Here is an 18668-nt window from a genome sequence, read left to right as displayed (position 1 = left end):
CCGTGGGCGCGGGCAACTACGCGCTTTATGCCCATCGGCACATCGCCTTCAAGGGGCTGGGCAGCCAGCTGGCGCCAGCCGTGGGCGCCATGGGCTACGGCCTGCCGGCGGCCATCGCCGCCAAGCTGCACGACCGCGACGCCGCGGTCATCTGCTTTGCCGGCGACGGCTGCTTTCAGATGACCATGCAGGAAGTGGCCACCGCTGTGCAGCATCAGCTGGGCATCGTCATCCTGGTGTTCAACAACGGGCTGTACGGCACCATCCGGTTGCACCAGGAACGGGCCTACCCTGGCCGCGCATTGGCCACGACCCTGGTCAATCCCGACTTCGCCCTGCTGGCGCAAAGCTATGGCGCCTTCGGCCGCCGGGTCGCGTCCACCGAGGATTTTGCACCGGCCTACGACGCCGCGCTGGCCTACGCCCGCGAGCGCCGGCTGCCGGCCATCCTGGATCTCGTGTACGACGCCGACATCATCCTGCCCGACCGCACCCTGTCGCAGATGCAGGCCGAGAAGGCCGGCGCCACGGAGCCGCGCGCATGACTGCCCTGCTGCGCCGCGTCGCCCCACTGGCGGGGCCCGCCCTGCGCCTGACCTGGAACGGCCAGCCGATAGCCGCACAGCCCGGCGACACCGTGCTGACCGCGCTGCTGCTGGCCGGCGACCGGTTGCGCACCACCTTGGGCGCGGGCGCGCCGCGCGCGGGCTTCTGCCTGATGGGCGCGTGCCAGGACTGCTGGGTACAGCTCTCCAGCGGCCAGCGCGTGCGCGCCTGTTCCACCTTGGCCGAGGATGGCATGGCACTGGTCGACACCCTGCCCGGAGCATGCCCGTGAACGTGCCCTCTTTGGCCAGCGCCCAGCCGCAGATGGTGGTGGTGGGCGCCGGGCCGGCCGGCGTGCGCGCCGCGCAAACGCTTCTGCGCCATGGCGTGCGGCCCGTCATCATCGACGAGGCGCCCTTGCCGGGCGGTCAGATCTACCGCCAGAGCCTGGTGCCGCGCGGCAGCGCGCGCCAACGCTATGGCTTTGAACACAAGCGCGCCGCCGCCCTCCACGCGGCGGGCGCCCAGCTGCGCGGGCAGGCCGATTACCGCGCCCTGACGGCCGTCTGGAACGCTACGCCCGGGCATCTGGATCTGGTGCGTGACGGCGGCCTTGATGGGCTGCGCTACTCGCACCTTCTGATCGCCACCGGCGCTACCGACCGCGTCCTGCCCTTTCCCGGCTGGACCCTGCCCGGCGTCTTCTCGCTGGGCGGCGCCCAGATCGCGCTTAAAGGCCAGCATTGCCTGCTAGGGCCGCGCGTTGTGTTCGCGGGCACCGGCCCGCTGCTGTACCTCGTTGCGTATCAGTACGCGCGCGCCGGCGGCCAGGTGCAGGCCGTGCTGGACAGCGCGCCCCTGGCCGCGCAGGCAAGCGCCCTGCCCGCGCTGCTGAACCAGCCCGGCACGCTAGCCAAGGGCCTGTACTACCTGGGATGGTTGCGCGCTCACGGCGTACCCGTGCATCACTCGGCCAACCTGCTCGCCACGCAAGGCACGACCCGCGTCGAAGGCGTGCGCGCGCGCATCGGCGGTGCCGAGCGCGACTTCGCGTGCGACGCGCTGGCGGTCGGCCACGGCCTGCGCGCCGAAACCCAGCTGGCGGACCTGCTTGACTGCGCCTTCGACTTCGACGTGGCGCAGCGCGCCTGGCTGCCTCGGCGCGACGCCGACGGTCGCAGCACGGTCGCCGGCGTCTACCTGGCCGGCCACGGCGCGGGCATCGGCGGCGCCATGCTGGCCGAGCTTTCGGGCGAGCGCAGCGCGCTTGCCATGCTGGCCGACAGCGGCATCAGCTTCGATGCCGCCAGACTGCGCTGGCTTGCGCGCAGGCAGGCCGCGTTGGCACGCTTCCGGCAAGGGCTGGACCGCGCCTTCCCGTTACCGGGCACGGACGCCGGCTGTGATGACGGCGTCATGGTCTGCCGCTGCGAGGAAGTGCGCGCTGGCGAACTGCGCGCCGCCGCACGGCAATACGCCGTCGATGACCTCAACCGCCTCAAGGCCCTGACCCGCATCGGCATGGGCTTGTGCCAGGGCCGCATGTGCCAGAGTGGCGCCGCCGAACTGCTGGCGGACTGCCGGCGAATTCCGCTGTCGGCCGTTGGCCGGATGCGAGGACAGGCGCCCGTCAAACCGCTGCCATTCGCCGTCCTGGGCAAGGATCCGTCATGACCCTGTTGCACACCGACGTCGCCGTCATCGGCGCCGGCCTGGTCGGGGCCAGCGCGGCACTTGCCCTAAGGCGCGCCGGCGTCGCCACCGTCCTGATCGAGCGCGGCCTGTGCGGCGCGCGCGCCAGTGGCGTCAACTTCGGTGGCGTGCGCCGCCAGGGCCGCAACATCGAACAGCTCTACCTTGCCCAGCGCGCCCACGGCATCTGGGCAAGGCTTCCCGAATTGATCGGCACCGACGCGGAATATGTGCGCACCGGACACCTCAAGCTTGCCCGCTCGCAGGCGGACCTGGACAAGCTCGTAGCCTATCGCGATAAGGTCCGCGACTTCGACCTGGGCCTCGATATCCTGGATCGCGCGGCGCTGCGCCGGCGTTTTCCGGTCCTTGCGCCCGACATCGTCGGCGGCTCGCTCTGCCCAGAGGACGGCCAGGCCAACCCCCGCCTGGTCGCGCCGGCTTTCGCCCACGCCGCCGCGCGTGCCGGCGCCTTGCTGCTCGAGGACTGCGCCATCGCCCACGCCGACACCCAGGCCGAAGACTTCCTGCTGACTGCCGCGGATGGCCGCCAGATCCGGGCGGGCACGGTGATCAATGCCGCCGGCGCATGGGGCGCCGTCGTCGCCGGCTGGTTCGGCGACGTCTTACCGTTGCAGGTCAAATATCCCACCATGCTCGTCACCGAACCCTTAACGCGACAGATCGGCGTTTCGCTGGGCGTCGAGGGCGGAGGCTTTTACGCAAGGCAAGTGGCACGCGGCAATTTCGTCATGGGCGGCGGCTACGGGCACGCCCTGCCCGGCGACCGCAGCCGCCCTGGCCCTGCCGCCCTGGCCGAGCTTGGCCGCACCGCCCCCGCTATCCTGCCGGCTCTTGCCCGCGCCAGCATCATCCGCTGCTGGTCCGGCATCGAAGGCTACTTTCCCGACAAGAATCCCGTCATCGGTTTCAGCGCCAGGGTGCCGCGGCTACTACACGCCTTCGGTTTCTCTGGGGGAGGCTTCCAGATCGCACCGGCGGTGGGGGAGACCCTTGCCGACATGGCATTGGACCGAGGCCGCCTTTCGATGGCGGATCGCTTTTCCCCCACAAGATGGACCCGCTAGAAGAAATGTAGCGAGTCGATCCCGCGCAAGGCGGCGCTAAAACTGGTTGACGAACCGCTGCCAGCGGCCAAGAGGCGCCATTGAATGACAAAGCTTGAGCCGCTGCTAGAGGTTGGGAGGTTGCCGCGGCCATCTGGGCCAAGGCGCGCGCCGCAAAGTGCTTGGGCGCCGTCGCCAAGCCATCACGGCTCCGGAATATTTTCCCGAAAGATGACCTGAAGCCGCGGCAGGTAGCTGGGTTCGGGCGCGCCCTTCACGGCCGCCACCAGCAGCTTGACGATCTCGCGCGCCTCGACGCGCGGGTTCTGGTCGATCACGGCGTCCATGGTGCGATCGAGCAACAGGCGGCGCGTGGCTTCGGTGAGGTCGTGGCCCACGAAGACAATGCGATGGGCGGACGCGGCCTTGCTTGAGCGAGCCTCGTTTGCCCACGCCTCAGCCGGCCGCGCCTCTTTCAGCGCCCGCGCGATGCCTTGATTGCCGGCGCCGATGTTGTAAATCGCGTGCGGCGGCTCTTTGCGCAGCAGATCCTGCGTGACGGCAAAGGCGCGGTCGCGGTCGTCGCCGATCTCCAGAATGTGTGCGATGCGCAGGTGCGGAAACTCTTCGCTAAGCAGCGAGCGAAAGCCCATCTCGCGCTCTTCGTGGCCCCGATACGCCAGCGACCCTACGAACACCGCGACCCTACGCTCCGTGTGCTGTGGCAGAAACCGGCCCAGCAACAGCGCGGCCAGGCGGCCTGCGGCGCGGTTGTCGATGCCCACGTAACCCAGTCGCGCCGAGATCGGGATGTCCGACACCAGGGTGCTTACGTGCACGCCGCTGTCGCGCAGCGCCATGATGGCATCGCGCACTTGTGGATGGTCCAGCCCGACCAGGCCAACGGCCTGCGTCTGGTCGCGCAGCTCGTAGAGCTTTTGCGCGAGCTTATTGGCGTCGAATCCCTCGATCAGATGCAGGCGTGCCCGCACATCGGGACGGGTGGCGGCTTCTTCAAGCAGGTGCTGGCCCAACGCGGTCATGAAGCTGTTGGTGCCGGCGGGCAAAACGAAATCGACCCGCACGTCCCGGCTTGCGGCATCGGCGCCCTGGACGAAGTAGCCAAGACGATTGGCGATGGCCAGCACGCGGTCGCGTGTCTTGCCGCGCACGCCGTCGCGGTCGTTCAGCACCCGGTCCACGGTGGCGGTGGACATGCCGGCTTCACGGGCAATGAGGGAAATGGTGGGGCGCATGCGGGACAAGGCTCTCAAGACACCATCAGGACGATGGTAGCGAGGCCATCATAACCCATCATTTGCAATCATTCAGGATCAAAAAAGTAACGTTTCCGCCCCGGATGCGCCATCCGCCTTTACCCCTGATTGTTTTGATGTGATTATCGCGGCTCAATAACATCAAACACCGCACGGCAGGATGCCAGGCAGTCGACAGTGCATACCCAGCCGGCAGGAGGAGCACATGTCGCACCCTACCCTGGTGCCCGACCCGCCCGTTCGGGAACGGCGCTTTCGCATCGGCTGCATCGGCGCCGGCATGATCATGGCCGAATGCCACCTGGCGGCATACCAGCAGGCCGGCTTCACGGTGGCGGCGATCGCGTCGCGTACGCGCAGCAAAGCGGCCGCCGTCGCCGAACGCTACGGCATCCCGCAGGTGCATGAGGATCCCCTGGCCCTGATCGCCGATCCCCAGATCGAAATCGTGGACATCGCGTATCCGCCCGACCTGCAGCCCGAGCTGATACGCGCCGCCTTGCGCGCCCCGCACGTGCGTGGCGTGCTGGCGCAGAAGCCGCTTGCCCTTTCGCTGGACGAAGCCCGCGCCTTGCGCGACGAGGCGCGGGCCGCCGGCAAGATCCTGTCGGTAAACCAGAACATGCGCTACGACCAATCGATGCGCACGCTCAAACAGCTGCTGGACCAGGGCGTGCTGGGCACGCCGGTGTTCGCGCAGATCGACATGCACGCGATCCCGCACTGGCAGGACTTTTTGCGCGGCTATGACCGGCTGACGCTCTCGAACATGAGCGTGCATCACCTTGATGCCCTGCGTTATCTGTTTGGCGAGCCCACCGAGATCACCAGCATCACCCGCCCCGACCCACGCACCGAGTTCGCGCATCAGGATGGACTGGTCAGCACCACGCTGCGCTTTGGCAACGGCCTGCTTGCGCTGTCGCTTGAAGATGTGTGGTCGGGCCCGCGGGCCGAGGGATACCCCGACGACCAGCACATTCGCTGGCGCGTGGAAGGCACCGAGGGCGTCGCGCGCGGCACCATCGGCTGGCCCACCGGCGAGCCGTCGACCCTGAGCTACGCCTCGCGCGCGGCCCAGGGCCATACCGACGGGCGCTGGGTCACTCCCACGTGGGACACGATGTGGTTCCCGCATGCCTTCATCGGCGTGATGGAGCAGTTGCAGTACGCGCTGGCCAGCGGTACCGAGCCTGCGTTGAGCGTGACCGACAACGTACGCACGATGGCGCTGGTCGAGGCCGCGTATACGTCCATCGCCGAAGGCCGCACAGTACGGCTGCCGGCTGTTGAATAACCAGACAGAAAAAACAGACGGAGACAACCATCATGATCCAGACCGGAATCTTCTCGGGCTACTTTCCCTATGAGCTGGAGCGCACCGCCAAGGTGATCCGCTCACACGGCTTCAACACCGTGCAGCTGGACCTGCATTTCAAGGACATGGAGCTCGGCCCGGGGCAGCTGACCGCGCAGAAATGCACGCAGGTCCGCGACACCTTCCGCCACTACAACCTGCCGGTGTCCTGCATCTCGGCCTATACCAATATCGTTCATCCCGATCCCGCCGAGCGCCAACGCCGCAACGGCTATCTCAAAGAGATCCTCACGCACGCGCGCCAATTGGGTTCGCCTTACGTGATCTCGGAAACCGGAACGTTCGCCACCGACAGCGACTGGGTGCATCACCCCAGGAACAAGACCGAGGAAGGCTGGGACCAGTGCCGCGCGGTGATCGCCGAGCTGTCGCAACATGCCTATGACCATGGCGCGGTGTTCCTGCTTGAGACCTACGTGAACAACGTGGTGGGCTCGGTCGAGGAAACGCTGCGCATGTTCGCCGAGGTGGACCACCCTGGCCTTGGCCTCTTGATGGATCCGACGAACTACTTCGAAGCGCACAACATCGACCAGATGGACCGCACGCTGAATCAGGTGTTCGACGCGCTCTCCGACAAGATCTGCATCGCGCATGCCAAGGACGTAAAGCGTTCGGGCGATGACAAGTCGGAAAAGCACAGCGACATTGGTGACGAGGGCGCGGCCGAGAGCCATACCTTCCGTGGCGTGGGCGAGATCGAGCTGCCGGCACCGGGCCTGGGCGCGCTGAACTACGACCTTTACCTGCAGCGCCTGGCGAAGAAGCACCCCAACATTCCCATCATCATCGAACACTTGACCGAAGACGACGTGCCGCGCGCCAAGACCTTCCTGGACGAGCGGCTGCGCGCGAACGGCCTGTAGGCCGCCTGGCGCAACAGAGGCGCACCCCGAGGCACCATTGCACAAGGCCCGCGGCGCGCCTGCGAACAAGATTCTGAACACCGACACCGGCAAACGCGCATCCGCGCCTTTGCCAGGGAGAATTCATGCCTGACATTTACGGAACCTGGATGACGCGCCGCGACGTGGAAGCGCGCACCGGGCAGCTTGCGCAGTTTGCCGGCGTACGCCTGATGACGCTGGACGACGGGCTGGAGCGCGGTATCCGCATGCTGGAGTTCCGCAGCGGCACGGGCCTGCGTTTCACGGTGCTGGTAGATCGCGCGATGGACATCGCCGATTGCGAATACCGCGGCTTTGCCATGGGATGGCAGTCGCCGTCGGGCTTTCGCCATCCCGGCCTGCATGACTACGAAGGCGAAGGCGGACTGGGCTGGATGCGCTCGTTCTCGGGCCTCATGATCACCTGCGGACTGGACCACATTCTGTTCATGTACGACGCACCGGCCGACAACTATGTGTACGGCCCGCGCAAGACCGCCAAGCAGTCCATCCACGGTCGCGTGGGCACCATACCGGCGCGCCTGACCGGCTACGGCGAACGCTGGGACGGCGATCGCTGCGTGCTCTGGGCAGAGGGAATCGTAAGCCAGGGTACCGTGTTCGGCGAGCACCTGGAGCTGCATCGCCGCATCGAGATCGAGGTGGGCACCAACGACATCAAACTGTCGGATCGCGTGGTGAATCGCGGCTTCTACCGCACGCCGCACATGCTTTGCTATCACATCAACCTGGGCTATCCGGTGCTGGACGCCGACTCGCGCTATCTGGCGCCGATCCGCGATGTGGTGTGGGCCGCGCACGAGCAAGACTACCGCAAGCAGGGCGTGGGCTATCGCCGCATGCCGGCTCCGCAATTGGGCTTCCATGAGCAGGTGTGGCAGCACGAGATGGCCGCCGCCGCCGACGGCAGCGTCCCGGTGGCCCTGGTGAACGATAAGCTGGGCCTGGGCATGCAGGTCAGCACCTTCAAGCATCAATTCCCTTGCCAGTATCAATGGCAGAACCTGCAATCGGGCCAGTATGCGATGGGCATCGAGCCCTCGACCAACCACGTGCTGGGCCAGGGCGCGGCGCGTGAGCGCAACGAGCTCATCTGGCTGGAACATGGGGAAGAGCGCCGCTACGACACCGCGTTCAGCGTGCTGGGCTCGCCCGCCGATATCGCGGCATGCGAAGCCCGCATCCGCGCAATCGCGGTGCAGCCCGAAACCGATTATCCGCCGTTGTCGGGGCGCTTCGCGCCCATCGCGGGGCGCACATGAGCGCGCGCTTCTCATTGCAAGGCCGTCGCGTGCTGTACACGGGCGCGGCGGGCGGCTTCGGTGTGGACACCACGCTTGCGCTGCTGGAAGCGGGCGCAAGCGTGATCGCGCTGGACAACCACGCCGGGCATATCGATCGCCTGCGCAGCACCGTGCCGGCGCGGCTTTCCGACCCGCTTCACATCTTGCAGGTCGACCTTGCCGACGCCAGCGCGCTGCAGTCGCACCTTGAGCAGCTGACCGCCCAGGGCCCGATCGATGTGGTCATCAACAACGCGGCAATCTACCCCTCGCGCCCGTTCGAGGAATACAGCGACGCAGAGCTGGCGCGCGTGCACCGCGTGAACGTCGAGGCGGCGATTCAGATCGTCCGCGCCGCGCTGCCCGGCATGCGCGAGCAGCAATGGGGTCGGGTGATCAACATCTCGTCGATCACGCTGTCCGGCGGCTGGGAAAACCTGCTGCCCTACGTGCAATCCAAGGGCGCGATGGTGGGCGCCACGCGCGCATTCGCCCGCGAGTTCGGCAAGTGGGGCATCACGGTCAACGCCATTTCGCCGGGCGCGTTTCCCACCGACGCCGAGAAGATCCATCCCGATCCCGAGGGCTACAACCGCATGGTGCTCGAACGCCAGTCGGTGAAGCGCCGCGGGCACGCAGGCGACATCGCCGCGGCCATCGTTTTCCTTGCCTCGGACGAGGCGGGTTTCATTTCCGGACAGACGCTGGCGGTTGACGGCGGCTGGGTCATGCATTGAGGCGCATCGGCGCACGCAAAGGGTAGAAGCATGAGTATTCTTTCTGGCTACAAGGTTCTGGACTGCTCCATCGCCATGGCGGGGCCTTTCGCGGCGCAGCGCCTGGGCGACCTGGGCGCCGACGTGATCAAGATCGAGCCGCCCACCGGCGAATGGCAGCGGCACGCGCCAGCCGGCGGCATCACGGGCAACAAGATCAACGTGTCCTTTCTCTCGCTGAACCGCAACAAGCGTTCGCTGGCGATCGATCTGAAGAGCGCCGGCGGCAAGGAGATCATCCAGAAGCTTGCGGCGCAGGCCGACGTGTTTATCCAGAACTACCGTCCGGGTGTCGCCGGCCGTCTGGGTGTTGACTACGAGACCCTGTCGGCGCTGAACCCGCGCCTGATCTATGTATCGATGTCGGGCTTCGGCGAAGACGGCCCCTATGCCACGCGCCCGGGTCAGGACCTGCTGTTGCAGGCGATGTCGGGCGCCATGCTGTCGTCGGGCCGTGCGGGCGAAGCGCCACGCGCGGCAGGCCAGTATGTGGTCGACGCCGTCACCGCGTATTGCGCCTTCGAAGGCGTGCTGGCCGCGCTGCTGCACCGCGAGCGTACCGGCGAAGGCCAGAAGGTCGAGGTCAACATGCTGGATGCGATCACCACGATCCAGATGCAGGAGCTATCGGTCTACACCGTGGGGCACAAGCCGCAGGTGCGCAGTGCCGAGCCGCATGCCCACGTGTACATCCGCGCCCCCTATGGCACCTTCGCGACAAGCGACGGCTATCTGGCGCTTGCCATGCCCGACATGAAAGTGCTGGCGCGCGTGACTGAAGAGCCGCGCCTGGCGGAGTACACCGACGAGCGCGACGGTTGGGAGAAGCGCGACGAGATCTATGCGCTGGTGCGCGACACGCTTGCCAAGGCCTCGACGGCCGACTGGTTCGCCAAGCTCGATGCTGCCGGCATCTGGTGCAGCCCCGTCTATGGATACGCCGATCTGGTCGAAGACCCGCAGATCGCCCACAACGGCACCTTCGTCGAATACGAGCATCCGACCGAAGGCCGGATCAAGACACCGGGTTTTCCGATCCGCTTTTCCAAGACGCCAAGCCAGGTGGTGCGCGGCGCACCGCTCACCGGCCAACACACCGACGAAGTACTGCGTGATTTTGGCTTCAGCGCCGACGAGATCGCCGCGCATGCGGCCTCGGGCGCAGTGCTGCGTGGCGTCTCGGAATGAGCGAGCCCGCCCTGCCCTACCGCGGCCTTACCTGGGACCACCCGCGCGGCTTCAACGCCCTGCACGCCGCCACCGCGCACACGCTGCTTGTGCACTGGGACAAGCAGTCGCTCGAAGGCTTCGAATCGGCGCCCATCGCCGAACTCTGCGCCCGCTATGACCTGGTGGTGCTGGATCACCCCCATCTGGGCGAGGCCCTGGCGCACGATTGCCTACAGCCGCTAGACACCGTGTTCGCGCCCGACGAGCTGGCGCGGATTGCGCGCGATAGCATCGGGCTGTCGTACGACAGCTATCGCATGGCCGACCGCCAATGGGCGCTGCCGCTGGACGCCGCCACGCAGGTCATGGCCACGCGCGCCGATCGGCTCGACGGCCCCGTGCCGCGCACCTGGCGCGAGGTGCTGACGCTGTCGCAACGCAGCGGCGCGGTCGCGCTCAGTTGGGGCGGTCCGCACCCGTTCCTGTCGTTGCTGTCGATCGCGGCCGCCATCGCGCCCGATACCGACCTGCGCCCGCACGGCGCCTGGCACGACGAGGCGACGCTTGCCGACGCTTGCGATGTGCTTAGCGAATTGGCGCGGCTCACGCCCGCGCACGCCCTGGCCTACAACCCGATCGCGCTGCTTGGCCACATGAGCGCGCGCGACGACATCGCGCTGTGCCCGCTGGTCTATGGCTATGTGAACTACGCCACCTCCGCGGTGGCGAAACCGCTTACGTTCCGCGACGCGCCCGAGGCTGAAACGGGCCGGCCCGGCTCGATTCTCGGTGGCACCGGCATTGCGATATCACGGCGCTGCATCGTGGGGCCGGAATTGCGCGCGCATCTACTGTGGTTGCTCGCGGCCGATACCCAAAGCCGCTTCATCCCGCAGCATGAAGGACAGCCCAGCCATCGCGGCAGCTGGGCCGATGCGACCGTGAATGCGGCCAGCGGCAACTTCTATGCCAACACGGCCCGCACACTCGAAGCCGCCTCGATCCGGCCCCGGCACGATGGCTACATCGCCTTCCAGGCCAAGGCCTCGCAGTTCCTGCGTGACGGCGTCGCCGCCCGCGCATCCTCCCACGCATTGGCGCGCGGCCTGACTCAGCGTTTCCAGGCCAGCCTAGCCCGCGTCCCCAAGCACACCGCAACATAAGGATTTCGACGTGAGCGCACTCGTCAACCTCAGTATCGATGGCCATGTCGCCATCATCGAACTCAATCGTCCCGAGAAGCTGAACGCGATGACGCCCGAGATGGCCGACCTGCTGATCGCGGCGGTGCAGCAATGCAACACCGACTCGCAGGTGCGCGCGGTGATCCTGACCGGCGCCGGCCCCAAGGCCTTCTGCGCCGGCTCGGACATTACCGAGCTTGACCGCTACGCCACCCCGTGGGATTTTCGCAATCGGCTTGACTACTGCGACTGCGTGCGCATGTTGAAGAAGCCCACGGTGGCGGCGATCAACGGCTATACCTTCGGCGGCGGCCTGGAAATGGCGTTGGCCTGCGATATCCGCATCGCCTCGGACAACGCGCGCCTGGGCGCGCCCGAGATCAAGCTGGGCTGGATCGGCGGCGGCGGCATGACGGCGCAGCTTGTCCATGCGGTCGGCCCGAGCAACGCCGCGCTGATGGTGCTGACCGGCGACCCCATCCGCGCCGAGCAGGCGCTGGCCTGGGGGCTGGTGAGCGAGGTGGTGCCGCAGGAGCAGTTGCGCGAGCGCGCGCAAGCGCTTGCCGCAACCATCGCTTCGCGCGCGCCGATCGCGGCCGAGACGGCACGCGTCAATCTGCGCGCCGCGCTGTCGATGCCGCTGGAAAAGGCCGTGGAATACGAGCGCGATCTGCAGGCGATCTGCTTCGCCACCGCCGACGCCAAGGAAGGCCGGAAGGCATTCGAAGAAAAGCGCGCGCCGAAGTTCGAGCGGCGCTGACCGGCGGGGGGCCGCCCCAACTGCTTTCGATACGCCAGTTGAAGCCATCGCGCGACGAGTCGGGAGGCGGAACCTTGACTGCCACCCGACACTACTTCGCCAGCCCGTTCTTGACCAACACGCCATCCTTGACGATCAACAGAAATTTACGCTCGGCATCGCCGACCAGCGATAAGTCCTGCAGCAGATTGCCATCGACCAAAATCAGGTCTGCTAGTGCACCTTCTCGAACCTCGCCCAAGTCGCCGCGATACGAATTGCGTGCGCCAGACAACTTGAGCAGCTTTGCATTGCCACTAGTGGCGACGACACGCCTCCCCCTCCAGTCAGCTTGATTTGCGTGGCGCCGCGCATCAACTGTTCGCGGCAGCGCGGCCCCACGTCTATGGCTATACGCGACCGCTTCAGTCACGGCCCCATTGCATATCGCCATTGCAGCGGCTACGCGGGCGGACGTGGACGCCTTCTATCAAGCCGCCCTGGCGGCAGGCGGCCCACCTTCAAAGCCCTGACAAGCCTTAGAACGCCTCAACAAGCCTTAACGACTGCTGGCCAGGCGTATCCCCAAGCCCACCAGCGCCGCGCCCATCAAGGCATCAATCACGCGGCTCATGCGCGCATAGACGGATCGAACGCGGCCCACGGAAAAGAATGCGGCCAGCGCCCCGAGCCATGCGGCCGTTATCAGTCCGACCAGCGCAACCACGCTGACATACACCCAGGTGGGTGCGCCGACCGGCAGTACGGTCACGAACAGCGTGGCGAAGAAGGTGGCCGTTTTCGGATTGGTGATCCCGACCATGAAGCCCTGGCGCCACGCTTGCAGCGCCCCGACGCGAGCGACACCGTGAACACGTGGCTCGCCGCTCTTGGCCTTAAACGAAGCCATCAGCATCCGCGTGCCCAGGTAGATCAAGTACGCCGCGCCGGCCAGGCGGATGGCTTCGTAGAGCCAGAACAGTTCCTTGATCAGCAGGCCGAACCCCAGGATGGCCAAGGCGGCCCATACGACCACCGCGCAGGCGATGCCCAGCCCGACGAACATGCCGGATCGCCGGTCATTCAAGGCATTGGACGTCACGGCAACGAAGTCCGGCCCCGGGCTGGCGCAAGCCAGAAGAACGATGCCGGAAAGCGTAAGCAACTGAGGCAGGTAGTCCATGTATCCAAGTCCGGGGAGGATTGATCGGGGTGCGGCGTGGTGCCAGCGGGTGTGGCTGGCGCTTTAGCATCGCGATAAATCCGCCTCGCCGAAAGACGAAAATGCATATTAGAATCAATAACTTTTTGTTATTTGTCCAAGCGCTTCCTCATGTCCCACCCTCCCAAGGCCAGGAAAGACTGGCTCGCCCATTACGCGGAGATGATCGGCAAATGGCGCGGGCGGGGGCACGAGGATGGCGAAGACGCCATGCACGACACCGTGCTTGGCATGCTGGAAGGCGACGTCGCGGCTATCTATGACCCGCGCGCGTACCTGTCCCGTGGCACCTCCAACCGCCTGGTCAGCCGGCATCGGCACGTCAACACGCTGGACATCACGTCGCTGGATGACGTGCCTGGCCGCGACCATCCCGCCACGCCCCCGGCCGACGATGGCGTCCGGTTTCAGCAACTGGCCGACGAACTGACCCGTGCGCTTGAAGACCTGCCGCCCAAGTGCCGACAGGTTTATCTGTGGTGCCGTCTGGAAGGATGGACCCACACCGAGATCGCCCAGGAAATGGGCATCTCGCGCAGCATGGTGGAAAAATACATGACTCGCTCCGTGCGTCACATCAACGATCGGCTGCAACACCATGCCCCTCTCTGACTTTCGCCCCCCCGCCTCTCGACCGGCCGACATGCGCGCTCCCGCGCACGAGGACGCGCACGGCGACGACTTGCTGGAGCATCCAAGCGACGCGGCGCATTGGTTCTCGCGCATGCATTCCGGCGAAACCACGGAAGCCGATCGGCAGGCCTTTGCCGCGTGGTGCGGCGCCGACCCGGCGCACGAACGCGAATACCAAAAGCTGACCGCCCAATGGGACGCCGTGCTGTCGCTGCCCGAAGCGCGGCTGCGCGGCCTGATGCAAGCCACGCAGGTTGCGCCCCCACCGCCCGCGCTGTCGCGGCGGCGTTTCGGCTTGAGGATGGTGGCGGCCTGTGCGCTGCCCGTTGCGGCGGGCCTGTTGGCTGCACCATACATCTTCGACCGCGACGAAAAGCGGCTGAACTACGCCACCCGCAAGGGCGAACGGCGACAGGTCACCTTGCCTGACGGATCCATCCTGCACCTGAACGGCGACACCCGCCTGGCGGCTCACTTCGGCGCCAACGAACGCCGGGTGGAACTGGCGCAGGGCGAGGCCTTCTTTGAAGTGCAACATGACACGTCACGGCCTTTCGTGGTTGAGGGCGGCGTGGGTCAGGTCACCGTGACAGGCACACGCTTCAACGTGCGGCGCGACAGCGAAAGCTTGCAGGTCAGCGTCGAATCGGGTTCCGTGCGGCTGGAATCCGGACCCTGGTGGCGGCATAGCGAACACCGCCTGGGCGCGGGCCAACAGGCCATTGCCTACGCGGGCAGCCCGCTTGGCGAAGTCACGCAGGTCAATGTCGACAACCTGACCGCCTGGCAGCGCGGCAAGATCATCTTCAACAATGTGCCGCTGGCCACGGTCATCAGCGAGATGAACCGCTACCTGATGCAGCCCGCCAGCCTGGACGCGCCCGCGCTTGGGGCCTATCGCATCTCGGGCGTCTTCAGCATGGACGACCCGCTGGCCATGATTGACGCCCTGCCCGCCATTGCCCCGGTGTCGCTGGACCGCTTGCCGGACGGCCGGGTCCGAGTTCTGGCGCGCTGACGATTTGTAACAATTTAATTACAAAATAATAGCGATTCCCATTCCGGTTTCAAGCCTGCTCATGCGTCTAAAGAGGAAGGGGCGGATTCATCCACGCCGCCCGCCTACCTCCTTTAGAACCGGTGCGCCTGGTTGGCGCGCCTCTCACCGAGCTACCGATCTTGAATACCGTCTCTGCCCGACCTGCTCTGCGCGTCCCGCCGCGTGTGGTTCTCAGCGCGCTTGCCTTTTCACTGTCGCTTGTCTTCGGCATGGCACCCGCCGTCCACGCCCAGGAGGCGCCAGTCAGCGTCAACATCCCGGCGCAGCCGCTGGGCGACGCGCTGTTGCAGTTGGGTTCGCAGACGTCCTTGCAGATTTTTTATTCGCAGGATGTGCTGGCTGGCCAGAATGCGCGCGCCATCTCGGGCAATCTGTCGCCTGAAGAAGCCCTGCGCCAACTGCTGCAGGGCACCGGCATCCAGTACTCGCGCAATGGCAACAACGTGACCTTGTCGCGCGCCGAGCCCACGGGCGGCACGGTGCAACTGGAAGCCGTGACGGTCACCGCCGGCATTCTGGGCGAACTTGCCCCGCCCTACGCGGGCGGGCAGCTTGCCACGGGCGGCAGCCTGGGTCTGCTGGGTTCTGAAGACGTGATGGACTCGCCGTTCAGCACGGTCAACTACACCTCTGAATTGCTGTACGACCAACAGGCCCGCACGTTGGCGGACGTGGTCGTCAACGACGCCTCGGTCCGCACGCTGACGTCGGCCGGTGGCTTTGGTGAAGACTTCCAGATCCGCGGCTTTGCCGTGGGCAGCGGCGACGTCAGCGTCAACGGCCTGTATGGGCTGGTGTCGTCCAGCCGCGTGCCGGTGCAGATCCTGGAGCGGGTGGAAGTGCTGAAGGGCCCCGGCGCCTTCATGCGCGGCATTCCGCCCAACGGCAGCATCGGCGGCGCCATCAACGTGGTGACCAAGCGCGCCGACGACGAACCGCTGGCGCGCGCCACGCTGGGCTATGCCAGCAAGGCCAACTTCACCGGCCAGCTTGACCTGGGCCGCCGCTTTGGCGAAGACAATGCCTGGGGCCTGCGCTTCAATGGCGTCAAGCGCGGCGGTGAAGCCACGTTGAAGGACGGCAAGCAAGGCCTGGACATGGGCGCCTTGGGTATCGACTATCGCGGCGCGCGCCTGCGCTGGTCGGCCGACGCCATCCACCAGGAAGACGTGATCGAGAACTTCCGCTCGCAGATCGGCTGGCAGGCCAACGTGACGGAACTGCCCTCGCCGCCGGATGGCGACATCAACTTCTACCCCGGCACCCGCCTGTCGCAACGCGACAGCACCATCATGTCGCGCCTGGAATATGACTTCACCGACAACCTCACCGGCCACATCGCGGCGGGGTATCGCGACGGCAAGGTGCGGCAGATCTTCCCGGTTACCGTCAGCCCGTCCGGCGTGCGCCAGTCGGTGGACCAGGACGGCAACTTCAACGTCATGACGACGTACTACGACTCCTATTCGAAGACGAGCAGCGGCGACGCCGGTTTGACGGCCCGCTTCAGCACCGGCGGCATCAAGCACCGCCTGGCACTGGGCGCCACCTACCTGAAGCAAGAAGCGGGCAACGCCTATTCGACGGGGTCGGCCATTGTGGCTTCCAATATCTATGATCCGGTCGACATCCCCGACGGCCCCGCCGTGCGCCTCACCCCGCAAAAGGCGTCGGACACCACGCTGACCAGCTTCGCCATTGTCGACACGCTGTCTTTCATCGACGATCGCATTCTGCTGACGGCGGGCGTCCGCCACCAACGGGTTGAAGTCGATAGCTTCAACACCACCACGGGCGCGCGCACCAGCGGCTACCGTTCCAGCGCCAACTCGCCCGTCGGCGGCATCGTCGTCAAGCCGCTGCAAAACGTATCGGTCTACGCCAACCTGGCCCAAGGCCTGACGCGCGGCACGATCGTGGGCGACACCTACGAAAACCGGGGCGCCGTGCTGGCGCCGTACAAGTCCAAGCAATACGAAGCCGGCGTCAAGGTGGATTGGGACGGCAACATCACCACCACGCTTGCGCTGTTCCAGATTGCGCGCCCGGCCGGCCAGGCCGACGACAACAACGTCTACGGCTACTTTGGTGAACAGCGCAACCGCGGCCTGGAACTGACGGGCTACGGCGAACTCGTTCCCGGCCTGCGCCTGATGGCAAGCGCGGCCTTCATCAACAGCGAACTCACCAAGACCCCGGGCGGCGTCAGCCAGGGCAACCGGCCCGCCGGCGTACCCGCCAGCACGTACAACCTGGGCCTGGATTGGGACACGCCTTGGGTGCAGGGGCTGAGCCTGAACGGCCGCGCCATCCGCACGTCGTCCGTCTACCTCAACAACACCAATACGCTGCGCCTGCCGGGCTACACCCGCTTTGACCTCGGCGCCCGTTACGTCACCACGATCGCCGGCAAGGAGGTAGTCTTCCGCGCCAACGTCGAGAACGTCGCCGACAAGAAGTACTGGCTGGCTTCCGGATCGTTCGTGACGAACGCGGCGGGAAGGACGTATATGCTGTCGGCCTCGATCAACTATTGATCGGGTAGCCTCCAGTACGCGGGTGGCGGCATTCGAACGGAAACGCCGCCTGCGGCCTATCCGGCCGGATGGGCGTCCACGCGCCGCGCATTCTTTTCCCGGGAAGACCGCTGCAGGTGTTCCTTGAACGCCTGCAGCGAACGGGATAGCTGCGCGCCTTTGCGCACATTGACGACAGGCCATCGCCGCGCGGGTCAATCCGCAGGGCCGGACATGTATTCCGTGCACAGCTCGCGCAACACCAGCAAGGCCGGCGGCAGCGTCTTGCCTTCCAGTGTCACGAATACGAATTGCGATGACAGCTCCAGCGCCGGCCGCATGTCGATATGCACCAGCTCGCCGCGCTGGATCATGGGCTGCGCGACCTGCAGCACGCCAAAAAATACCGTATCGCTTGTGCGGACCAAATCGACCAGCGCCCGGATATCGTTCGACTGATATTGGATAGCCTCGACAAAATGCACTGGAGGCCCGAAGTAGGCGTTCAGGCGATGCATCACCTCGTCGCTCATGGCGCGGCCACTGGCCGCCACCGCGTAGCGGCGCAAGGCCTCGAATTGCAGCGCGCTTTCCGAGGCCAGGGGATGGCCGGCGCGAACAACGAAACCGAGCGGCGTGCGGGGAAAGAAGCGCAAGTGCAGATCGGGATCCGCCGGAATGTGATTACGGTGCACCACCAGGGCATCCACGGCGCCATCCCGCAGTTCCTGCAACTGCATCTCGGGCGTGCCTCCGCTGAGCAACAACTTGACCGCGGGGTAACGCTGCATCATTTCGCGCAGCAGCGGCAAAGACAGGATGGCGGTCGGCGTGGGGCCCAGGCCCAGCCGCACCGAGCCGCCGGCATAGTCGGCCAGCAGCGTGGCGCTGCGGCACAATTCCGCCAGCTCGACCCGGATGCGGCGCGCCCGCACAATGGCCAGTTCGCCCAGCGCCGTCAGTGTTTTCCCTTTGTCGCGCTCCAGCAAGCGCCCGCCCACGGCTTCTTCGAGCGCATGGATGCTGCGGCTCAGCGCAGGTTGCGTCAGGTGCAATTTGGCCGCTGCACGGCTGAAAGACCGCGTTTCCACCAAAACGAGAAAATGCTCAAGCTGTTGCAGGTTCATCGCGAACTCAACATTATGACGCGGCGGTTATGACTAGATGACAGATTATGCATTGGACGTCATGGAACTGCCTACCTAGAATTCGGGAAC

The 18668-nt window shown here is 66.0% G+C and carries 18 protein-coding genes; 14 read left to right on the top strand and 4 right to left on the bottom strand.

The window, feature by feature from the left end:
• From ACE039_RS28210 to ACE039_RS28195, 4 genes are all read left to right on the top strand, one after another.
• Positions 1-545 (top strand): thiamine pyrophosphate-dependent enzyme (locus ACE039_RS28210; RefSeq protein WP_485823957.1); only part of this gene is annotated, 545 nt, incomplete at its 5' end.
• Positions 542-838, top strand: a complete 297-nt coding sequence (locus ACE039_RS28205) for a (2Fe-2S)-binding protein (RefSeq protein ID WP_485823956.1) — start codon at positions 542-544, stop codon at positions 836-838. The genes ACE039_RS28210 and ACE039_RS28205, both read left to right, overlap by 4 nt.
• Positions 829-2220 (top strand): FAD/NAD(P)-dependent oxidoreductase, encoded by a 1392-nt coding sequence (locus tag ACE039_RS28200; protein WP_485823955.1) that lies wholly within the window; start codon positions 829-831, stop codon positions 2218-2220. The genes ACE039_RS28205 and ACE039_RS28200 overlap by 10 nt, the downstream gene beginning before the upstream one ends.
• On the top strand, positions 2217-3326 hold the full coding sequence (locus ACE039_RS28195) for an NAD(P)/FAD-dependent oxidoreductase (RefSeq protein ID WP_485823954.1): 1110 nt from the start codon (positions 2217-2219) through the stop codon (positions 3324-3326). Before ACE039_RS28200 ends, ACE039_RS28195 begins: the two co-directional genes overlap by 4 nt.
• A gap of 182 nt (positions 3327-3508) precedes the next feature.
• Here the strand turns inward: ACE039_RS28195 and ACE039_RS28190 are convergent, their stop codons facing one another.
• Entirely contained in the window at positions 3509-4561 is a 1053-nt protein-coding gene (locus tag ACE039_RS28190; RefSeq protein WP_448712462.1) for a LacI family DNA-binding transcriptional regulator, read from the bottom strand.
• A gap of 226 nt (positions 4562-4787) precedes the next feature.
• On the opposite strand from ACE039_RS28190, the gene ACE039_RS28185 reads away from it, so the two are divergent.
• From ACE039_RS28185 to ACE039_RS28155, 7 genes are all read left to right on the top strand, one after another.
• Entirely contained in the window at positions 4788-5879 is a 1092-nt protein-coding gene (locus ACE039_RS28185; RefSeq protein ID WP_485823953.1) for a Gfo/Idh/MocA family protein, read from the top strand.
• A 32-nt stretch (positions 5880-5911) separates the two neighbouring features.
• The gene (locus ACE039_RS28180; RefSeq protein WP_485823952.1) at positions 5912-6826 is read left to right on the top strand and encodes a sugar phosphate isomerase/epimerase family protein; all 915 of its coding nucleotides are present in this window, start codon (positions 5912-5914) and stop codon (positions 6824-6826) included.
• 125 nt (positions 6827-6951) lie between these two features.
• Positions 6952-8130: an aldose 1-epimerase family protein gene (locus tag ACE039_RS28175; protein WP_485823951.1), complete on the top strand. Its 1179-nt coding sequence runs from the start codon at positions 6952-6954 to the stop codon at positions 8128-8130.
• Positions 8127-8888, top strand: coding sequence for an SDR family NAD(P)-dependent oxidoreductase (locus tag ACE039_RS28170; protein WP_313463106.1), 762 nt, complete (start codon positions 8127-8129; stop codon positions 8886-8888). The genes ACE039_RS28175 and ACE039_RS28170 overlap by 4 nt, the downstream gene beginning before the upstream one ends.
• Positions 8889-8918: 30 nt before the next feature.
• On the top strand, positions 8919-10115 hold the full coding sequence (locus ACE039_RS28165; RefSeq protein WP_485823950.1) for a CaiB/BaiF CoA transferase family protein: 1197 nt from the start codon (positions 8919-8921) through the stop codon (positions 10113-10115).
• The gene (locus tag ACE039_RS28160; RefSeq protein ID WP_485823949.1) at positions 10112-11260 is read left to right on the top strand and encodes a type 2 periplasmic-binding domain-containing protein; all 1149 of its coding nucleotides are present in this window, start codon (positions 10112-10114) and stop codon (positions 11258-11260) included. The genes ACE039_RS28165 and ACE039_RS28160 overlap by 4 nt, the downstream gene beginning before the upstream one ends.
• A gap of 10 nt (positions 11261-11270) precedes the next feature.
• On the top strand, positions 11271-12041 hold the full coding sequence (locus ACE039_RS28155; protein ID WP_279995668.1) for an enoyl-CoA hydratase/isomerase family protein: 771 nt from the start codon (positions 11271-11273) through the stop codon (positions 12039-12041).
• Positions 12042-12132: 91 nt separating this feature from the next.
• Here ACE039_RS28155 and ACE039_RS28150 read toward each other — a convergent pair whose 3' ends face one another.
• Positions 12133-12453 carry a hypothetical protein gene (locus tag ACE039_RS28150; RefSeq protein WP_485823948.1) on the bottom strand — a complete coding sequence of 107 codons (321 nt, stop codon included), beginning with the start codon at positions 12451-12453 and terminating at the stop codon, positions 12133-12135.
• Positions 12454-12579: 126 nt separating this feature from the next.
• Positions 12580-13203, bottom strand: a complete 624-nt coding sequence (locus ACE039_RS28145) for a LysE family transporter (protein WP_485823947.1) — start codon at positions 13201-13203, stop codon at positions 12580-12582.
• A 150-nt stretch (positions 13204-13353) separates the two neighbouring features.
• On the opposite strand from ACE039_RS28145, the gene ACE039_RS28140 reads away from it, so the two are divergent.
• From ACE039_RS28140 to ACE039_RS28130, 3 genes are all read left to right on the top strand, one after another.
• Entirely contained in the window at positions 13354-13854 is a 501-nt protein-coding gene (locus ACE039_RS28140) for a sigma-70 family RNA polymerase sigma factor (protein WP_313464874.1), read from the top strand.
• 31 nt (positions 13855-13885) lie between these two features.
• The gene (locus tag ACE039_RS28135; protein ID WP_485823946.1) at positions 13886-14893 is read left to right on the top strand and encodes a FecR family protein; all 1008 of its coding nucleotides are present in this window, start codon (positions 13886-13888) and stop codon (positions 14891-14893) included.
• Positions 14894-15144: 251 nt separating this feature from the next.
• Positions 15145-17472 (top strand): TonB-dependent siderophore receptor, encoded by a 2328-nt coding sequence (locus ACE039_RS28130; protein WP_485823945.1) that lies wholly within the window; start codon positions 15145-15147, stop codon positions 17470-17472.
• 194 nt (positions 17473-17666) lie between these two features.
• Here ACE039_RS28130 and ACE039_RS28125 read toward each other — a convergent pair whose 3' ends face one another.
• Positions 17667-18578, bottom strand: coding sequence for a LysR family transcriptional regulator (locus tag ACE039_RS28125; RefSeq protein WP_313457652.1), 912 nt, complete (start codon positions 18576-18578; stop codon positions 17667-17669).
• Between the last annotated feature and the right edge of the window lie 90 nt (positions 18579-18668).

Source organism: Achromobacter maghribensis, assembly GCF_057334215.1.
Note: the sequence above shows the minus strand (reverse complement) of the source record. Positions and strands in the feature narration are given on the sequence as shown.

Coding starts and splice junctions, on each gene's coding strand:
- ACE039_RS28205 (WP_485823956.1), top strand. CDS start 542: ATGACTGCCCTGCTGCGCCGCGTCGCCCCACTGGCGGGGCCCGCCCTG.
- ACE039_RS28200 (WP_485823955.1), top strand. CDS start 829: ATGCCCGTGAACGTGCCCTCTTTGGCCAGCGCCCAGCCGCAGATGGTG.
- ACE039_RS28195 (WP_485823954.1), top strand. CDS start 2,217: ATGACCCTGTTGCACACCGACGTCGCCGTCATCGGCGCCGGCCTGGTC.
- ACE039_RS28190 (WP_448712462.1), bottom strand. CDS start 4,561: ATGCGCCCCACCATTTCCCTCATTGCCCGTGAAGCCGGCATGTCCACC.
- ACE039_RS28185 (WP_485823953.1), top strand. CDS start 4,788: ATGTCGCACCCTACCCTGGTGCCCGACCCGCCCGTTCGGGAACGGCGC.
- ACE039_RS28180 (WP_485823952.1), top strand. CDS start 5,912: ATGATCCAGACCGGAATCTTCTCGGGCTACTTTCCCTATGAGCTGGAG.
- ACE039_RS28175 (WP_485823951.1), top strand. CDS start 6,952: ATGCCTGACATTTACGGAACCTGGATGACGCGCCGCGACGTGGAAGCG.
- ACE039_RS28170 (WP_313463106.1), top strand. CDS start 8,127: ATGAGCGCGCGCTTCTCATTGCAAGGCCGTCGCGTGCTGTACACGGGC.
- ACE039_RS28165 (WP_485823950.1), top strand. CDS start 8,919: ATGAGTATTCTTTCTGGCTACAAGGTTCTGGACTGCTCCATCGCCATG.
- ACE039_RS28160 (WP_485823949.1), top strand. CDS start 10,112: ATGAGCGAGCCCGCCCTGCCCTACCGCGGCCTTACCTGGGACCACCCG.
- ACE039_RS28145 (WP_485823947.1), bottom strand. CDS start 13,203: ATGGACTACCTGCCTCAGTTGCTTACGCTTTCCGGCATCGTTCTTCTG.
- ACE039_RS28140 (WP_313464874.1), top strand. CDS start 13,354: ATGTCCCACCCTCCCAAGGCCAGGAAAGACTGGCTCGCCCATTACGCG.
- ACE039_RS28135 (WP_485823946.1), top strand. CDS start 13,886: ATGCGCGCTCCCGCGCACGAGGACGCGCACGGCGACGACTTGCTGGAG.
- ACE039_RS28130 (WP_485823945.1), top strand. CDS start 15,145: ATGGCACCCGCCGTCCACGCCCAGGAGGCGCCAGTCAGCGTCAACATC.
- ACE039_RS28125 (WP_313457652.1), bottom strand. CDS start 18,578: ATGAACCTGCAACAGCTTGAGCATTTTCTCGTTTTGGTGGAAACGCGG.